This window comes from Streptomyces corchorusii (genome assembly GCF_001514055.1).
In the GTDB taxonomy this organism is placed as follows: Bacteria; Actinomycetota; Actinomycetes; order Streptomycetales; family Streptomycetaceae; genus Streptomyces; species Streptomyces olivaceoviridis.
Map to the genome: position 1 here is coordinate 1 of NZ_KQ948373.1, position 13705 is coordinate 13705.

Below are 13705 nucleotides of genomic sequence, written 5' to 3' on the forward strand. Positions count from 1 at the left end.
CTTAGGGCCTCTCGTTTGGATCATGCCGGGCTCGCTACCCGTTCGTGCTGACGGACCGGGTACCCCGCACCGGGCTGGGCGCAGCCGGGCCCAAGGGGTCGTGCGGGCCCTCCAGCGCGCTCGCGACCAGCGCCGCGTGGGTCCAGGCCGGCTCGGGTGCGGCCGGCTGGGCCGCGTGGGCGAGGGCACGGCGGTCGGGGTGGGTGCCGGGCGGGATCACCGGCCGGACCTCCACCTCGGCGACCAGGCCGCGGGCCCGGGCCACCCGCCACAGGGAGGCCAGCAGGGTGTCCTCGCCGACGAAGGCCGCCGTCGTGCCGGGCCCGCCGTCCTGCCACCGGTAGCGCAGGCCGACCGGCTGGACGGGTACGCCCGCGTCGAGCGCGGCCTGGAAGACGGCCCGGCGGAAACGGCCGTGGGCGCGCCCGCACCAGGTGCTGCCCTCGGGGAACGCGGTCACGGCCGCGCCCGCACGCAGGGCGCCGGCGATCTCGGTGACCGTGCCGGGCAGGGCGCGCAGCCGGTCCCGCTCGATGAACAGGGTCCCGCCGCGCGCGGCCAGCGCGCCCGCCAGGGGCCACCGCCGGACCTCGGTCTTGGCGAGCATCCGGGCCGGGCGTACGGCGGTGAGCAGCGGGACGTCCAGCCACGAGACGTGGTTGGCGACCAGCAGCAGCCCGCCGGCCGGCGGGGCGGCGCCGGTGATCCGGACCCGGACCCCGATGGCCCGCACGATCATCCGGCACCACCGTCCGACCCACTCGGCGGGGATCCTCCCGCCGAGCGGGCACAGTACGATCCCGGCCAGCAGCAGGACGGCGACCGCGGTCAGCCGCAGCACGGCGCGGGGTACGGCCGCGGCGGCCCGGACCGGCTCCAGGCAGGCGCCCGGGGTGCAGGGCGCGGTGGGCAGCCAGACACTCATCAGGCCGGGACGAGGGAGAGGAAGTGCCGCAGGTAGCGCGGGTCGACCCGGCGCATCGACAGCAGGACGTACAGGTCGGCGACCCCGAAGTCGGGGTCGTGCGCGGGCTCGCCGCACACCCAGGCGCCCAGCCGGAGGTAGCCGCGCAGCAGGGCGGGGAGTTCGGTGCGGGCGGCGGGGGCCTCGGCGTTCGGGGTCCACGGCAGCAGCGGCCGGACCCGGAACTCCTTGGGCGCCAGGTGCTTGTTCCGGACCCGCTCCCAGGTGCCGGTGGCGAGGGCGCCGCCGTCGGCGAGGGGCACCGAGCAGCAGCCCGCCAGCCACTCGTGGCCCCGGTCGGTCATGTAGCGGGCGATGCCGGCCCAGATCAGGCCGATGACGGTGCCGTCGCGGTGGTCGGGGTGGACGCAGGAGCGGCCGACCTCGACCAGACCGGGCCGGATCGCGTCCAGCGCGGCCAGGTCGAACTCGCCCTCGGAGTAGAGCCGGCCGGCGACCGCGGCCCGCTCCGGCGGCAGCAGCCGGTAGGTGCCGACGACCTGCCCGGTCACCTCCTCGCGCACGAGCAGGTGGTCGCAGTAGGCGTCGAAGGCGTCGATGTCGTGTCCCGGCTCGGCGGTGGCCAGCAGGGCCCCCATCTCCCCGGCGAAGACGTCGTGCCGCAGCCGCTGGGCGGCACGCACGTCGGCCTCGTCGCGGGCGAGGGTGACGGTGTAGCGGGTGGGGGCCGCGGGCTGCGGGGGACGGTCGAGGGTGGAAACGCCGGTCATGGCTCTCTCCTGGGCACGGGCCGGGTCGGCGACAGAGGAGGCGGGCCCGGGGCGTACGGCCCGCCGCTCCTGTTCTTCCGAGGCCGGTTGGCGTGCGCGTGACCGGTGCCGGGAGAGGGGATGTGGGGGTGGTGAACGCCGGGGTCCGGCGGGGCCGGGCGTTCCCGGCCGCGCGTGCCGTTCATGTCCTCGTGTCCTGGCTCACGCGTCCTTGCTCACGCACCCGGCGAGCAGGCGTCCGGCCTCCTCCTCGCCGAGCACCCGCTCCAGGACCAGGTCGCCCGTCATGTGCGGGAAGAGCCGGCCGGCGGGCCAGCTCCGCTCGTACGGCGTCGAGGGCGGTGCGGACGGCGGCGTGGTTGAGCATGGCCGCGGAGGCCGTCTCCCACTGGTGCGGGGTGAGCCAGGCCACGGCCGCGTCCTCCCCGGCCCGGTCGAAGAGGTCCGGGGCCGGTTCCCCGGCCTCCGGGTCGGGGAGCTCTCCGCCGCCGGTCGCCCGGCGAGCCGTGGCCCGGCCTGGAGGAACTCCTGGTCGGCCGCGTCACCGAGGAACCGGTGCAGGTCCTGGAAGTACCGTTGCGGCCGGTCGGTGTCCCGCTCGCGGACCGCGGCCTCGAAACCGGCTGCGGCGTCGCGGAACCGCTCCCTCCCCTTGTTCGGCGAAGATCATGCGCGGAGACTACCGGGACCGGGAGAGCCAGACGGGGCCGGGGAGCACCATTCCCGGCCCCGCCCGTCCACCGGTCGGCGAACGCTCTTGTGTGCTACCTCTTGCCGGCCTTCCGGGTGGCCCGCAGCCACTCCTTGTTCATGCTGGTGATCGAGACCAGCGGGATGCCCTTGGGACAGGCGGTCGCGCACTCACCGGCCAGCGTGCAGCCGCCGAACCCCTCCGCGTCCATCTGCGCCACCATGTCCAGCACCCGCGTCTCCCGCTCGGGCGCGCCCTGGGGCAGTACGTTCAGATGGTTGACCTTGGCGGAGGTGAACAGCATCGCCGCCCCGTTGGGACACGCGGCGACACACGCCCCGCACCCGATGCACTCGGCGTGCTCGAACGCGAAGTCGGCGTCGGCCTTCGGCACCGGCGTGGCGTGGGCCTCGGGCGCGGAGCCGGTCGGCGCGGTGATGTAGCCGCCGGCCTGGATGATCCGGTCGAACGCCGACCGGTCCACGACCAGGTCCTTGATCACTGGGAACGCGGACGCCCGCCACGGCTCGATGTCGATCGTGTCGCCGTCCTGGAAGGACCGCATGTGCAGCTGGCAGGTGGTGGTGCGCTCCGGTCCGTGCGCGTCGCCGTTGATGACGAGCGAGCACGCGCCGCAGATGCCCTCGCGGCAGTCGTGGTCGAAGGCGACCGGCTCCTCCCCGGAGAGGATGAGCTGTTCGTTGAGGACGTCCAGCATCTCCAGGAAGGACATGTCGGGCGAGATGTCGTCCACCTCGTAGGTGGACATCGCTCCTTCGGCGTCGGCGTTCTTCTGCCGCCAGACGCGCAGGGTGAGCTTCATGCGTAGCTCCGCTGGGTGGGATGGACGTACTCGAAGACCAGGTCTTCCTTGTGCAGGACGGGCGCCTCGCCGGTGCCGGTGAACTCCCAGGCGGCGACGTACGAGAACGTGTCGTCCTTGCGGGCGGCCTCGCCGTCCGGGGTCTGGGACTCCTCGCGGAAGTGGCCGCCGCAGGACTCGGTGCGGTGCAGCGCGTCGAGGCACATCAGCTCGGCGAGCTCCAGGTAGTCGACGATCCGGTTGGCCTTCTCCAGCGACTGGTTGAACTCCTCGCCGGTGCCGGGCACCTTGATCCGGCGCCAGAACTCCTCGCGGATCTGCGGGATGCGCTCCAGCGCCTTGCGCAGCCCCGCGTCGGAGCGGGCCATGCCGCAGAACTCCCACATCAGCTCGCCGAGTTCGCGGTGGAAGGAGTCCGGGGTGCGGTCGCCGTCCACGGCCAGCAGCAGGTTGATCCGGTCCTCGGTCTCGGCCAGCACCTCCTGGACGACGGGGTGGCCTTCGGTGACCGGTTCCTGGTGCGGGTTGCGGGCCAGGTAGTCGTTGATGGTGGCCGGCAGCACGAAGTAGCCGTCGGCCAGGCCCTGCATCAGCGCCGAGGCGCCGAGCCGGTTGGCGCCGTGGTCGGAGAAGTTGGCCTCGCCGATCGCGAACAGGCCGGGGATCGTGGTCTGGAGGTCGTAGTCGACCCACAGGCCGCCCATCGTGTAGTGCACGGCCGGGTAGATCCGCATCGGCACCTCGTACGGATCCTCGTCGGTGATCCGCTGGTACATGTCGAAGAGGTTGCCGTACTTGGCCTCGACGGCCTTGCGCCCCATCCGCCGGATGGCATCGGCGAAGTCAAGGTACACCCCCTGCCCGCCGGGGCCCACTCCCCTGCCCTCGTCGCAGACGTTCTTCGCGGCGCGGGAGGCGATGTCGCGGGGCACGAGGTTGCCGAAGGAGGGGTAGATGCGCTCCAGGTAGTAGTCGCGCTCGTCCTCGGGGATCTCGTTCGGCGGCCGGGTGTCGCCCTGGGCCTTGGGCACCCAGATCCGGCCGTCGTTGCGCAGCGACTCGCTCATCAGCGTCAGCTTGGACTGGTGGTCGCCGGTGCGCGGGATGCAGGTCGGGTGGATCTGGGTGAAGCAGGGGTTGGCGAAGTACGCGCCGCGCCGGTGCGCCCGCCAGACGGCGGTCGCGTTGGAGTTCATGGCGTTGGTCGACAGGTAGAAGACGTTGCCGTAGCCGCCGGAGGCGAGGACGACGGCGTCCGCGAAGTACGTGTCGATCCTGCCGGTGACGAGATCGCGCGCCACGATCCCGCGTGCCCGTCCGTCGACGACGATCAGGTCGAGCATCTCGGTGCGCGGGTGCATCTCCACGTTCCCGGCCGCGATCTGCCGGGACAGCGCCTGGTAGGCGCCGAGCAGCAGTTGCTGGCCCGTCTGGCCGCGGGCGTAGAAGGTGCGCGAGACCTGGACACCGCCGAAGGAGCGGGTGTCGAGCAGGCCGCCGTACTCGCGGGCGAACGGCACGCCCTGGGCCACGCACTGGTCGATGATCTCCACGGAGATCTGCGCGAGCCGGTGCACGTTGGACTCGCGGGCCCGGAAGTCGCCGCCCTTGACGGTGTCGTAGAAGAGCCGGTGGACGGAGTCGCCGTCGTTGCGGTAGTTCTTCGCCGCGTTGATACCGCCCTGCGCGGCGATGGAGTGGGCGCGGCGCGGAGAGTCCTGGTAGCAGAACTGGACGACGTGGTACCCCTGTTCGGCCAGCGTGGCGCCGGCGGAGCCGCCGGCCAGGCCGGTGCCGACCACGATGACCGTGTGCTTGCGCCGGTTGGCGGGGTTGACCAGCTTCGCCTCGAAGCGGCGCTTGTCCCAGCGTTCGTGGACGGGCCCGGCGGGGGCCTTGGTGTCGGTGACCGGCGCGCCGGTCGCGTAGTCGGCGTAGGTAGTCATGTCAGCTCACCACTCCGGTCATGACGCCCACGGGTACGGCGATGAAGCCGGCCGTGAGCAGCAGCGCGAGGACGTTCGCGAGGGTCTTCAGGGCGCGGTCGCGGGTGCGGCTGCCGACGCCGAGGGTCTGGGCGGCGCTCCAGAAGCCGTGCCGGATGTGCAGGCCGAGCGCGAGCATCGCGACGATGTAGATCACGTTGCCGTACCAGGTGGAGAAGGTGTCCACGACGTTCTGGTACGGGTGGCCCTCCTGGAAGCCGCCGGAGTGCACGGTGCCGGTGGTCAGGTCGAGGAGGTGCCAGACGATGAACAGGCCGAGGATGACGCCGCCCCAGCGCATGGTGCGGGTCGCGTAGCTCGCCCGCGGCTTCTTGTGCACGTACTTGCTGGGCCGTGCCTTGATGTCGCGCCGGCTGAGCTGGTAGGCGGAGGTGGCGTGGGCCACCACGGCGACCACGAGGACGATCCGGATGAGCCAGAGCGTCCACTCGTAGTGCATGAAGGGCTCGCCCACGGTGCGCAGCCAGTGTGCGTAGTGGTTGAACTCGCCCGCGCCGAAGTAGATCTTCAGATTGCCGATCATGTGCGCGACCAGGTACAGCAGCATGATCACGCCGCTGACGGCCATCACCGTCTTCTTGCCGACGGAGGAGTCCCACATCGTGCGCGCCATGGACGTCCGTCGGTCCGTCCGCGTTGCCAGAGCCATGGAACAGCACGCTAGGGGCGAAGGACCCGATCGGTCCAAGACATGGTCCAGCTCGTTTCCATAGGCCGGGGCTATTCTGGGGGTGTGCAGTTCCAGCAGCTCCAGTACTTCGTGGCCGTCGCCGAGACCCGGCACTTCACCCGGGCCGCCGAGTTGGTCCATGTCGCCCAGCCCTCGCTGTCCCAGCAGATCAAGGCGCTGGAGCGGGAACTGGGCGCGGACCTCTTCCTGCGCGCCCGGGGCAACATCACGCTCACCGACGCGGGCGAGGCGCTGCTGCCGCTGGCCCGGCGCATCCTGGCCGACGCCGACACCGCCCGGCACGAGGTGCAGGAACTGGTGCAGCTGCGGCGGGGACGGGTACGGCTGGGGGCGACGCCGAGCCTGTGCACGGGACTGCTGCCGGACGTGCTGCGGGCCTTCCACGACCGGTATCCCGGTATCCAGCTCCTGATCGAGGAGGGCGGCTCCCACGACCTGGTACGGCAACTGGCGCGCGGCGCGCTCGATCTAGCGTTGATCGTGCTGCCGCTGCCGACGCCGGCGCCCGCGCTGACGACCGTCGAGCTGCTGCGCGAGGACCTGGTGGTGGTGTCCTCGCCGGAGGCGCCGGAACCCGGCCGGGGCGGACGGGCCGTGGAGATCGCCGACCTGGAGGGGGAACGGCTGGTGATGTTCCGGCACGGGTACGACCTGCGGGAACTGACCGTCGCCGCGTGCCGCTCCGCCGGGTTCGAGCCGGACTTCGCGGTGGAGGGCGGCGAGATGGACGCGGTGCTGGGCTTCGTCCGGGCGGGGCTCGGCGTGGCCGTCGTCCCCCGGATGGTGGCCGCCCGGGCGGGCCGGGGCCTGCGGGTCACCCCCCTGGCCCGCCCCGGCCTGCACCGCACCATCGCACTCGCCCACCGCAGCGACGTGGCTCCGCCGCGAGCGGCCCGGGAACTGCAACGGATGCTGCTGGAGCGGTAGGCGGCACGGCCGGAGCCTGCTGACGACCGACGCGGTGCCGCCGAAGGCACCCGCGGAAGACAGCGGCGCCGGCGGAACCTCAGGCGGTGGCCGTCAGGTCAGTACGGCCGGCTTGAGTACCTCCTCGCACCAGCGGCGGAAGGACGTGGGCGCGGTCTCGGGCGTGGTGGGCGCCGCGCTGCCGTAGAAGCCCTGCTCGGCGGTCGCGGCGGCGAGGTCGGCCAGGGCGCGGGCCCAGTTCTCGCTCGCGCCGTGCTTCCGCATCGACGCCTGGTACTCCGCCCCGCTGATCCGCCGGAAGCGGACCGGCAGGTCCAGCACCTCGGAGACGACGCGTGCCATGCCCTCGGGCGTCAGCGTGTCGGGGCCGACCATGGGGACGTCCTCCTGGCCGGTCCAGGAGCCGTCGAGCAGCAGCCGTGCCGCTGCGCTGCCGAGGTCGCGGGTGGCGCAGGTGCGCAGCACCCGGTCGCCGTACGTCGCCATGGCGATCACACCGCTGTCCCGGATCGCCGCGGCCTGGTGGAGCAGGTTCTCCATGAGGTACGGCGGGCACAGCGCCCGGTGGTGGACACCGGTGGCCCGGATCTCGTCGTCCATGGCCAGCGAGGCCGAGATCTGCCCGGCGTTCCGGGCGACACCGCGGCCCAGGGTGGAGACGGCGACGACCCGCTCGACGCCCCCGGCGCGGATCGCGTCGACCAGGGGCCGGGTGAAGGCGCCGAAGTGGCCGTCGACACTGTCGGCGGTGGGTGTCGGCGGAACCAGCCAGAACACCCGGTCGACGCCCGCGCACGCCTTGGCCGTGACGTCGGGGTCGGCGTGCGAGCCGGTGACGGCCTCGACGCGGGCCCGCACGCGCGGGGACAGTCGCTCGGGATCGCGCACGATCACGCGGACTTCTCCCGCCGCGTCCCCGGCGTCGAGGAGGGAGTCGAGGACCCGGCTGCCGATCTGGCCGGTCGGGGTGGTGACAAGGATCATGGAAGGCTCCTGGAAGCACGGGAGGGGGGCGTGATCGAGCCTGCCGCCCGGCGCCCGGCAACTGAAGAACCACTTCGCTCCGGGTTGTTACCCTCAGGGCAATACCGAGCTCGGGGCGCTGCCGGGCCGAAGGCACTGCCGAAGGGAGGGCGAAGCCGTGGAGTCCCGCCCGCTGCGCTACTTCGTCGCCGTCGCCGAGGAACTCAACTTCGCGCGCGCGGCCGAACGGCTGGGCATCTCCGCCCCGCCGCTGTCCCGGGCGATCCGCCGCCTGGAGGCGGAGCTCGGGGTCACCCTCTTCGAACGGACCACCCACAGCGTGGCCCTGACCCGCGCAGGCGACGTGCTCCTCGCCCAGGCGCGGTTCGCGCTGGACGCCCTGGAGGCCGCCGGGCGGCGGGCCCGGCGCGCGGCGGACCCGGACCGGAAGCTGGTGCTGGCGGTCAAGGCCGACGGCGACGCGGGACTGCTGGAGCCGGTCCTGGAGCGCTACGCCACCGACCCCGCCGCCGTCCCGGTGACGGTCCGGCTGTGCGGCTGGCTGGAACAGCCGCGGCTGCTGCGGCGCGGCGAGGCCGACGCCGCGCTGATCCACGAGCCCTTCGACCGCACCGGCCTGGACAGCGAGACCCTGGTCGCCGAGCCGCGGGTCGCGGTGCTCGGCGCGGCCCACCCGCTCGCCGCCCGCGACCACGTCCTCCTCGCCGACCTCGGGCTGCGCCCCGGGGATGTGCACCGGTTCCTGGAGGACCTGCGGAACGAGGGCCGCGATCTGGCCCAGTTGCTCACCCGTGTCGCCCTGGGCGAGCTGGTCGCGCTGCTGCCGGCGTCCGTCGCCGACCGCTATCCGCGTCCGGGCGCCGTCTACCGGCCCGTCCCGGACGCACCGCCGTCGCTGCTGGCGGTCGCCTGGCCGCAGCAGTCCCGTTCCACGGCCACCGCGGCACTCGTCCGGGCGGCCACCGCCGTCGCCGCGGCCGTCCGGGAGGGGGACGACGGCGCGGCTGCGGCCGGTCAGCCCGTCGCGTCCACCAGGGCCAGGTCGTGGAGTCTCTCCGGCGGGCCCGGGCGGGCGTAGTACCAGCCCTGGGCCGTGTCGCAGCCCAGTATCCGCAACTGCTCGGCCTGGGCGCCGGTCTCCACGCCCTCGACCGTGACCGCCAGGTCGAGGCTGTGGGCGAGCGAGACGATGCCCTCCACGATCTTCAGGTCGACGGGGTCGGCGGGGAACTGCTGCATGCCCTGGGTGAAGGAGCGGTCCAGCTTGAGGATGCTCACCGGCAGGCGGCGCAGGTTGGCGAGGTTGGAGTAGCCGGTGCCGAAGTCGTCCAGGGCGATGTCGACGCCCATCTCCGCGAGCCGGCGCAGGGGCTTGAGCAGGTCGTCGTCGGCGCCGATGAGCGCGGACTCGGTGACCTCCAGGCACAGGGCGTCCGGGGTGACGCCCGTCCGTTCGAGGATGTCGACCGTGTCCTGCACCAGGCCGGGGTGGCTGAGCTGGCACGGGGACAGGTTGACGTTGATCCGCAGCGGGCCGGCCGCCTGCTGCCCGCCGTGGAGTTCCCGCCAGGCGCGGGCCTGGCGGATCGACTCCTCCAGGACCCAGCGGCCGAGCGGCACGATCAGGCCGGTGTGCTCGGCAAGGGGGATGAACCGGTCGGGGCCGAGGACGCCGTGCTGCGGGTGCAGCCAGCGCACCAGGGCCTCGGCGCCGCGCACGCTGCCGTCGCCGAGGTGGACCAGGGGCTGGTACTCGATGAAGAACTCGCCGCGCTCCAGCGCGGTCGGCAGGGCCGTGGTCAGACCGTGCCGGGTGATGGCGCGGGCGTCGGCCTCGGGGTCGGCGAGTTCGGAGCGGTTGCCGCCCGCCGACTTGGCCCGGTACATGGTGATGTCGGCGCTGCGCAGCACCTCGGCCGCGGTGCGCTCCCCGGCCGGGCCCTCCACGATGCCGAGGCTGCCGCGCACCATGAGGTCACGGCCGTCGATGCTGATCGGGGTGACCAGCGCGTTCATGATGCGCTCGGCGAGTTCGTCCACCTTCCGTTCGGTGCCGGGGCCGGTGGTCAGGGCCACGAACTCGTCGCCGCCGAGCCGGGCGACCATCTCGCCGGGCGCGGTCGCGCAGGACTGGAGCCGGTCGGCGACCTCCACCAGCAGCCGGTCGCCGGCCGCGTGGCCGAGGCTGTCGTTGACGGTCTTGAAGCCGTCCAGGTCCAGGTAGCACAGCCCGAAGCGCTGGCCCTCGCCCGCACTGAGGGCCTTCTCCAGCCGCTCGAAGAACAGGGAGCGGTTGGGCAGGCCGGTGAGGGCGTCGTGCGTGGCCTCGTAACGCAGCCGGAGGTTGAGCAACCGACGCTCGGTGGTGTCCTCCATGAGGGCGAGCTGGTACTGCGGGTCACCGTCGGCGTCGCGCAGCAGGGACACGGTCAGGTTGGTCCACAGGACCGTCCCGTCGGGGCGGTTGAAGGCCTTCTCGACGTGGTAGTGCTCGCGGTCGCCGCGCACGAGTTCGTCGTACAGCCGCCAGGTCTGCGGGGCGTCCTCGGGGTGGACCCAGTCCTGCACGCGCCGGCCGCGCAGGGTCTGCTCGGAGAGGCCGAACATGCGCAGCAGCGCCTTGTTGACCTGGAGGACGTTGCCGTCGAGGTCGGCGATGCCGATTCCTATCGCGGCGCCCTCGAAGACCGCGCGGAAGCGGGCCTCGCTCGCGTGCAGCGCCTGGGCCACCACGCCCTGGGCCCGCAACGCGGCCTGGGCGATGGCCTCCTGCTCGGCGAGGGTGCGCTCGCGCAGCGCCTGGGCGTAGCCGGCGGCCATGGCGTGCTGCAACCGGGAGGAACGGATGCGCAGTTCGTCCTGCGGGCCGTCCTCGCCGCAGTACAGGACCAGGTAGGCGTCGACGCAGTCGAGGGTGCGGGCCAGTGCCTCGGGGTCGGTGCAGTGCGCCCCGACCAGGGCGGCGCCGACGGCCTTCGCCGCGTCCGCGTCGAAGCTGCGGGCCCGCAGCAGTTCGCTCAGCCGCCGGGCGAGCGGCAGGAGTTGTTCCTCGAACTCGGTGCGGGTCAGCGACGTGGAGGTCACCGGGAAGAGCGCCCGGCTCCAGATCGTCGTCAGCCGGCGCAGTCTGCCCTCCGGCCCGTCCGGCTCCGCGCTCACGCCGTACGCCCCACGCCGGCGAATCCGGAGAAGGCATACGGATCCTCGTCCTCCGGCGCCGAGTCCGGGCGCCAGCGCGGCATCAGCACCAGTCCGGGTTCCACCATGTCGTACCCCTCGAAAAACCGCGCGATCTCGTCGCGCGAGCGCATGATCAGCGGGTTGCGAATGTCCTTGTACACGTCCACCGCACCCCGGGCCCGCTCGGCGGGCAGCGGGATTCCCTCGTACGAGGCATGGGTGAGGATCAGCAGGCTGCCGGGCGCGAGCGCCTCGCGCAGCTCGGCCACCGCACTGTACGGGTCGTCCGCGTCTTCCACGAAGTGCAGTATGGCAACGAGGAGGAGCGCCACTGGCCGATTCAGGTCGATCAGGCGGTGCACTGGGGGGCTGGAGAGGATGTCCTGGGGCTTGCGCAGGTCCGCCGCGACCACGTCGACGTCGTCGTCGCCCGCCAGGACCGCCTGGCTGTGCGCGACGGCCACCGGGTCGTGGTCGACGTAGACCACCCGCGCGCCCGGTACGGCCGCCTGCGCCACCTCGTGGACGTTTCCGAAGGTGGGGATGCCGGAGCCGATGTCGAGGAACTGGGTGATGCCCTCCCCCGCCGCGAACCGCACGGCCCGGCGCATGAACGCCCGGTTGGCCTGCATGATCTTCGGCAGGCCCGGCATGAACTCCATCGCCTTGCGGGCCGCTTCCCGGTCGACCTCGAAGTTGTGCGAACCGCCCAGGTAGTAGTCGTAGATCCGCGAGACGCTGGGCACCGAGATGTCGATGCTCCGTGGGGCCCAGGCGGGACGCTCCATGTATCTCTCCAAGGCGTGGACGGGTGCAGGCGATCCGGTGTTCGAGCTGAGGCTACTGATCGCCCGCCACTGGAGCGACCCCAACCGGAAATTGACCATCCGTTCCCGGTCACTGCCTGCGGCAAGTGCCCGTATGACCCCGCTGTGTGACGGCTGTACGGGCGGCTCGCGCGCTCGGCGCACACAACGATCCGCCCCCTCCGTGCGGTGCGGAGAGGGCGGATCTTCGGCCGCGCGCCGGGGCGGGCGGGGCGATCGACCTGGGGAGGTGATCAGTCGCCCGGCGCGCCGACCGGCTTTCCGTCGGGCGAGACGGCGTACCACGTGCCGCCCACGCCCTGACCGTTGGTGTCGCCCGGGGCCTTGTCCCCGGAGAAGGTGTAGATCGGCCAGCAGTTGACGGTCATCTGCTTCACCCCGTCGGGGCGGGTGAACGGCATCAGGCCCTTCTTCTTGACGCCCTCGGTGTCGTCCGCGTTGACCGGGCCGACCGCCGGCCACTTCTCCAGGCAGGCGCCGGTGCAGTTCGAGACGGACTTCGGCCAGGCCTGGTCCTTCATGAAGCGGTAGACCGTCATGCCGTTCTTGTCGACGACGATGTCACCCAGTTCGGCGTCCTTGCGGACGGACAGGCCGGGCAGATCGGACAGCTTGGCCTTCTTGCCGGTGGGGGCGAGCGCGAACCACTTGCCGCCCACGCCCTGGCCGTTGACGTCACCGGCGTTGACGTCCTTGGCGTAACGGTAGGCGGGCCAGCCGCCGATGGTGAGCTGCTTGGAGCCGTCGGCGCGGGTGACCTCGCCGAGCAGCGCCTTGTCGATGCCGGCGCCGGCGGTGGCGTCGTCGGCGGGAACCGGCGGCCAGGTGGTGGCGCAGTCGCCGTCGCAGTTGGACTTGGGCGGGTTGGCGGTGTCCTTGTCGAACCGGTAGAGGGTGAGGCCCACGCCGTCGGTGAGTACGTTGCCCAGCTGGGGGTTACTGGCCACGGAGAGCTTGCCCGCGGGGGTGACCGGGGCCGGGGAGCCGGAACTCTGGTTGCCGTCGGCGCCGTATCCGTTGCCGGCGCCCGGCGCGGTGCCGCCGCCCGGGTTGCCGTAGTCGCCGGCCGCGGCCGTGGCCCCGACGTTCTGGGCCGCCGACGCGGGAGTGGTGGCATTGTCCTGACCGCACGCCGTCGTGAGCGCCAGCACCGAAGCGGCTGTCGCCACCAGTGAGGCGGTCCGCCAGGAGGTCTTCATCGTCAACTCCCCATTATCGCCTGGATGTTGCAGCGCCCTGATGTGCCGCCGCACGGCCATGGGTACGCACCGGAGGGGCCCCGGTGTTCAACGGCGGCCGGAAATTCTTTCCGGCCACCGCGCGGCGCCGGGGCCAGGGCGGGAACGACAGGGGGGACACACCCGGCGATAATGGACTCTTCCGCTCGTCAAACCTCTGATCACCCCATCTCCCTCTTTCGGAGCAATCTCGGCCCACTGCGGGGTACGGCGGCCTTCCGCGCCTCATGATCTCGGTCGTGCCTGGACCCGAAGTGACCCGATGCGCGCCCACCACACGGGTGTTGGCCCTGTTGGCGCTGACCTGGGCCCTGGTGGGCTGGCCGGCCGGCAGCGCGTCGGCCGACGCCTGCGCGTACGCCTCCACGGGCCCGGACGGCACGGTGGCGGTGGCCCATGCCGGCGGCCACCACTGGCCCGACCCGCCCTGGCCCGACCCGCCCTGTCCCAAGCCGCCGCCCCCGCCACCGTGTCCGCCGACGCCGACACCCACTCCGACTCCCACTCCGACACCGACCCCGCCGCCGAAGCCGCCGCCTCCGCCCGAGCCGACGCCGACTCCGACGCCGGAACCGCCACCCCGGCCGACGCCGGAACCGCCGCCGAGACCGGCCCCCACGCCGCGACCGCCCGCCCGGCCCGC

The 13705-nt window shown here is 72.6% G+C and carries 11 protein-coding genes; 2 read left to right on the plus strand and 9 right to left on the minus strand.

Annotation, left to right across the window (positions count from 1 at the left end; genetic code table 11):
- Positions 1-34 precede the first annotated feature (34 nt).
- The 5 genes from AQJ11_RS39270 to AQJ11_RS39290 all read right to left on the minus strand — a co-directional run bounded on the left by AQJ11_RS39270 (position 35) and on the right by AQJ11_RS39290 (position 5828).
- The gene (locus AQJ11_RS39270; protein WP_059266566.1) at positions 35-925 is read right to left on the minus strand and encodes a lysophospholipid acyltransferase family protein; all 891 of its coding nucleotides are present in this window, start codon (positions 923-925) and stop codon (positions 35-37) included.
- Positions 925-1695, minus strand: coding sequence for a GNAT family N-acetyltransferase (locus AQJ11_RS39275; RefSeq protein WP_059266567.1), 771 nt, complete (start codon positions 1693-1695; stop codon positions 925-927). Before AQJ11_RS39275 ends, AQJ11_RS39270 begins: the two co-directional genes overlap by 1 nt.
- A gap of 764 nt (positions 1696-2459) precedes the next feature.
- Positions 2460-3209, minus strand: coding sequence for a succinate dehydrogenase/fumarate reductase iron-sulfur subunit (locus tag AQJ11_RS39280; protein WP_014676432.1), 750 nt, complete (start codon positions 3207-3209; stop codon positions 2460-2462).
- Positions 3206-5155, minus strand: coding sequence for a fumarate reductase/succinate dehydrogenase flavoprotein subunit (locus tag AQJ11_RS39285; protein ID WP_059266568.1), 1950 nt, complete (start codon positions 5153-5155; stop codon positions 3206-3208). Before AQJ11_RS39285 ends, AQJ11_RS39280 begins: the two co-directional genes overlap by 4 nt.
- A 1-nt stretch (position 5156) precedes the next feature.
- On the minus strand, positions 5157-5828 hold the full coding sequence (locus AQJ11_RS39290; RefSeq protein ID WP_014676430.1) for a succinate dehydrogenase: 672 nt from the start codon (positions 5826-5828) through the stop codon (positions 5157-5159).
- 120 nt (positions 5829-5948) lie between these two features.
- Between AQJ11_RS39290 and AQJ11_RS39295 the strand changes: the two genes are divergently transcribed.
- A complete protein-coding gene (locus AQJ11_RS39295; protein WP_014676429.1) occupies positions 5949-6833 on the plus strand; it encodes a LysR family transcriptional regulator in 885 nt (294 codons plus the stop codon).
- 93 nt (positions 6834-6926) lie between these two features.
- Here the strand turns inward: AQJ11_RS39295 and AQJ11_RS39300 are convergent, their stop codons facing one another.
- A complete protein-coding gene (locus AQJ11_RS39300; RefSeq protein WP_059266569.1) occupies positions 6927-7817 on the minus strand; it encodes an NAD(P)H-binding protein in 891 nt (296 codons plus the stop codon).
- Positions 7818-7974: 157 nt separating this feature from the next.
- Between AQJ11_RS39300 and AQJ11_RS39305 the strand changes: the two genes are divergently transcribed.
- Positions 7975-8895: a LysR family transcriptional regulator gene (locus AQJ11_RS39305; protein ID WP_041665580.1), complete on the plus strand. Its 921-nt coding sequence runs from the start codon at positions 7975-7977 to the stop codon at positions 8893-8895.
- Here the strand turns inward: AQJ11_RS39305 and AQJ11_RS39310 are convergent.
- The 3 genes from AQJ11_RS39310 to AQJ11_RS39320 all read right to left on the minus strand — a co-directional run bounded on the left by AQJ11_RS39310 (position 8832) and on the right by AQJ11_RS39320 (position 13023).
- Positions 8832-10976 carry a putative bifunctional diguanylate cyclase/phosphodiesterase gene (locus AQJ11_RS39310; protein ID WP_059266570.1) on the minus strand — a complete coding sequence of 715 codons (2145 nt, stop codon included), beginning with the start codon at positions 10974-10976 and terminating at the stop codon, positions 8832-8834. The genes AQJ11_RS39305 and AQJ11_RS39310 overlap by 64 nt on opposite strands.
- A complete protein-coding gene (locus AQJ11_RS39315) occupies positions 10973-11785 on the minus strand; it encodes an SAM-dependent methyltransferase (RefSeq protein WP_059266571.1) in 813 nt (270 codons plus the stop codon). Before AQJ11_RS39315 ends, AQJ11_RS39310 begins: the two co-directional genes overlap by 4 nt.
- Positions 11786-12057: 272 nt before the next feature.
- Positions 12058-13023 carry an SCO0930 family lipoprotein gene (locus tag AQJ11_RS39320; protein ID WP_167360901.1) on the minus strand — a complete coding sequence of 322 codons (966 nt, stop codon included), beginning with the start codon at positions 13021-13023 and terminating at the stop codon, positions 12058-12060.
- Between the last annotated feature and the right edge of the window lie 682 nt (positions 13024-13705).

Coding starts and splice junctions, on each gene's coding strand:
- AQJ11_RS39270 (WP_059266566.1), bottom strand. CDS start 925: ATGAGTGTCTGGCTGCCCACCGCGCCCTGCACCCCGGGCGCCTGCCTG.
- AQJ11_RS39275 (WP_059266567.1), bottom strand. CDS start 1,695: ATGACCGGCGTTTCCACCCTCGACCGTCCCCCGCAGCCCGCGGCCCCC.
- AQJ11_RS39280 (WP_014676432.1), bottom strand. CDS start 3,209: ATGAAGCTCACCCTGCGCGTCTGGCGGCAGAAGAACGCCGACGCCGAA.
- AQJ11_RS39285 (WP_059266568.1), bottom strand. CDS start 5,155: ATGACTACCTACGCCGACTACGCGACCGGCGCGCCGGTCACCGACACC.
- AQJ11_RS39290 (WP_014676430.1), bottom strand. CDS start 5,828: ATGGCGCGCACGATGTGGGACTCCTCCGTCGGCAAGAAGACGGTGATG.
- AQJ11_RS39300 (WP_059266569.1), bottom strand. CDS start 7,817: ATGATCCTTGTCACCACCCCGACCGGCCAGATCGGCAGCCGGGTCCTC.
- AQJ11_RS39315 (WP_059266571.1), bottom strand. CDS start 11,785: ATGGAGCGTCCCGCCTGGGCCCCACGGAGCATCGACATCTCGGTGCCC.
- AQJ11_RS39320 (WP_167360901.1), bottom strand. CDS start 13,023: ATGAAGACCTCCTGGCGGACCGCCTCACTGGTGGCGACAGCCGCTTCG.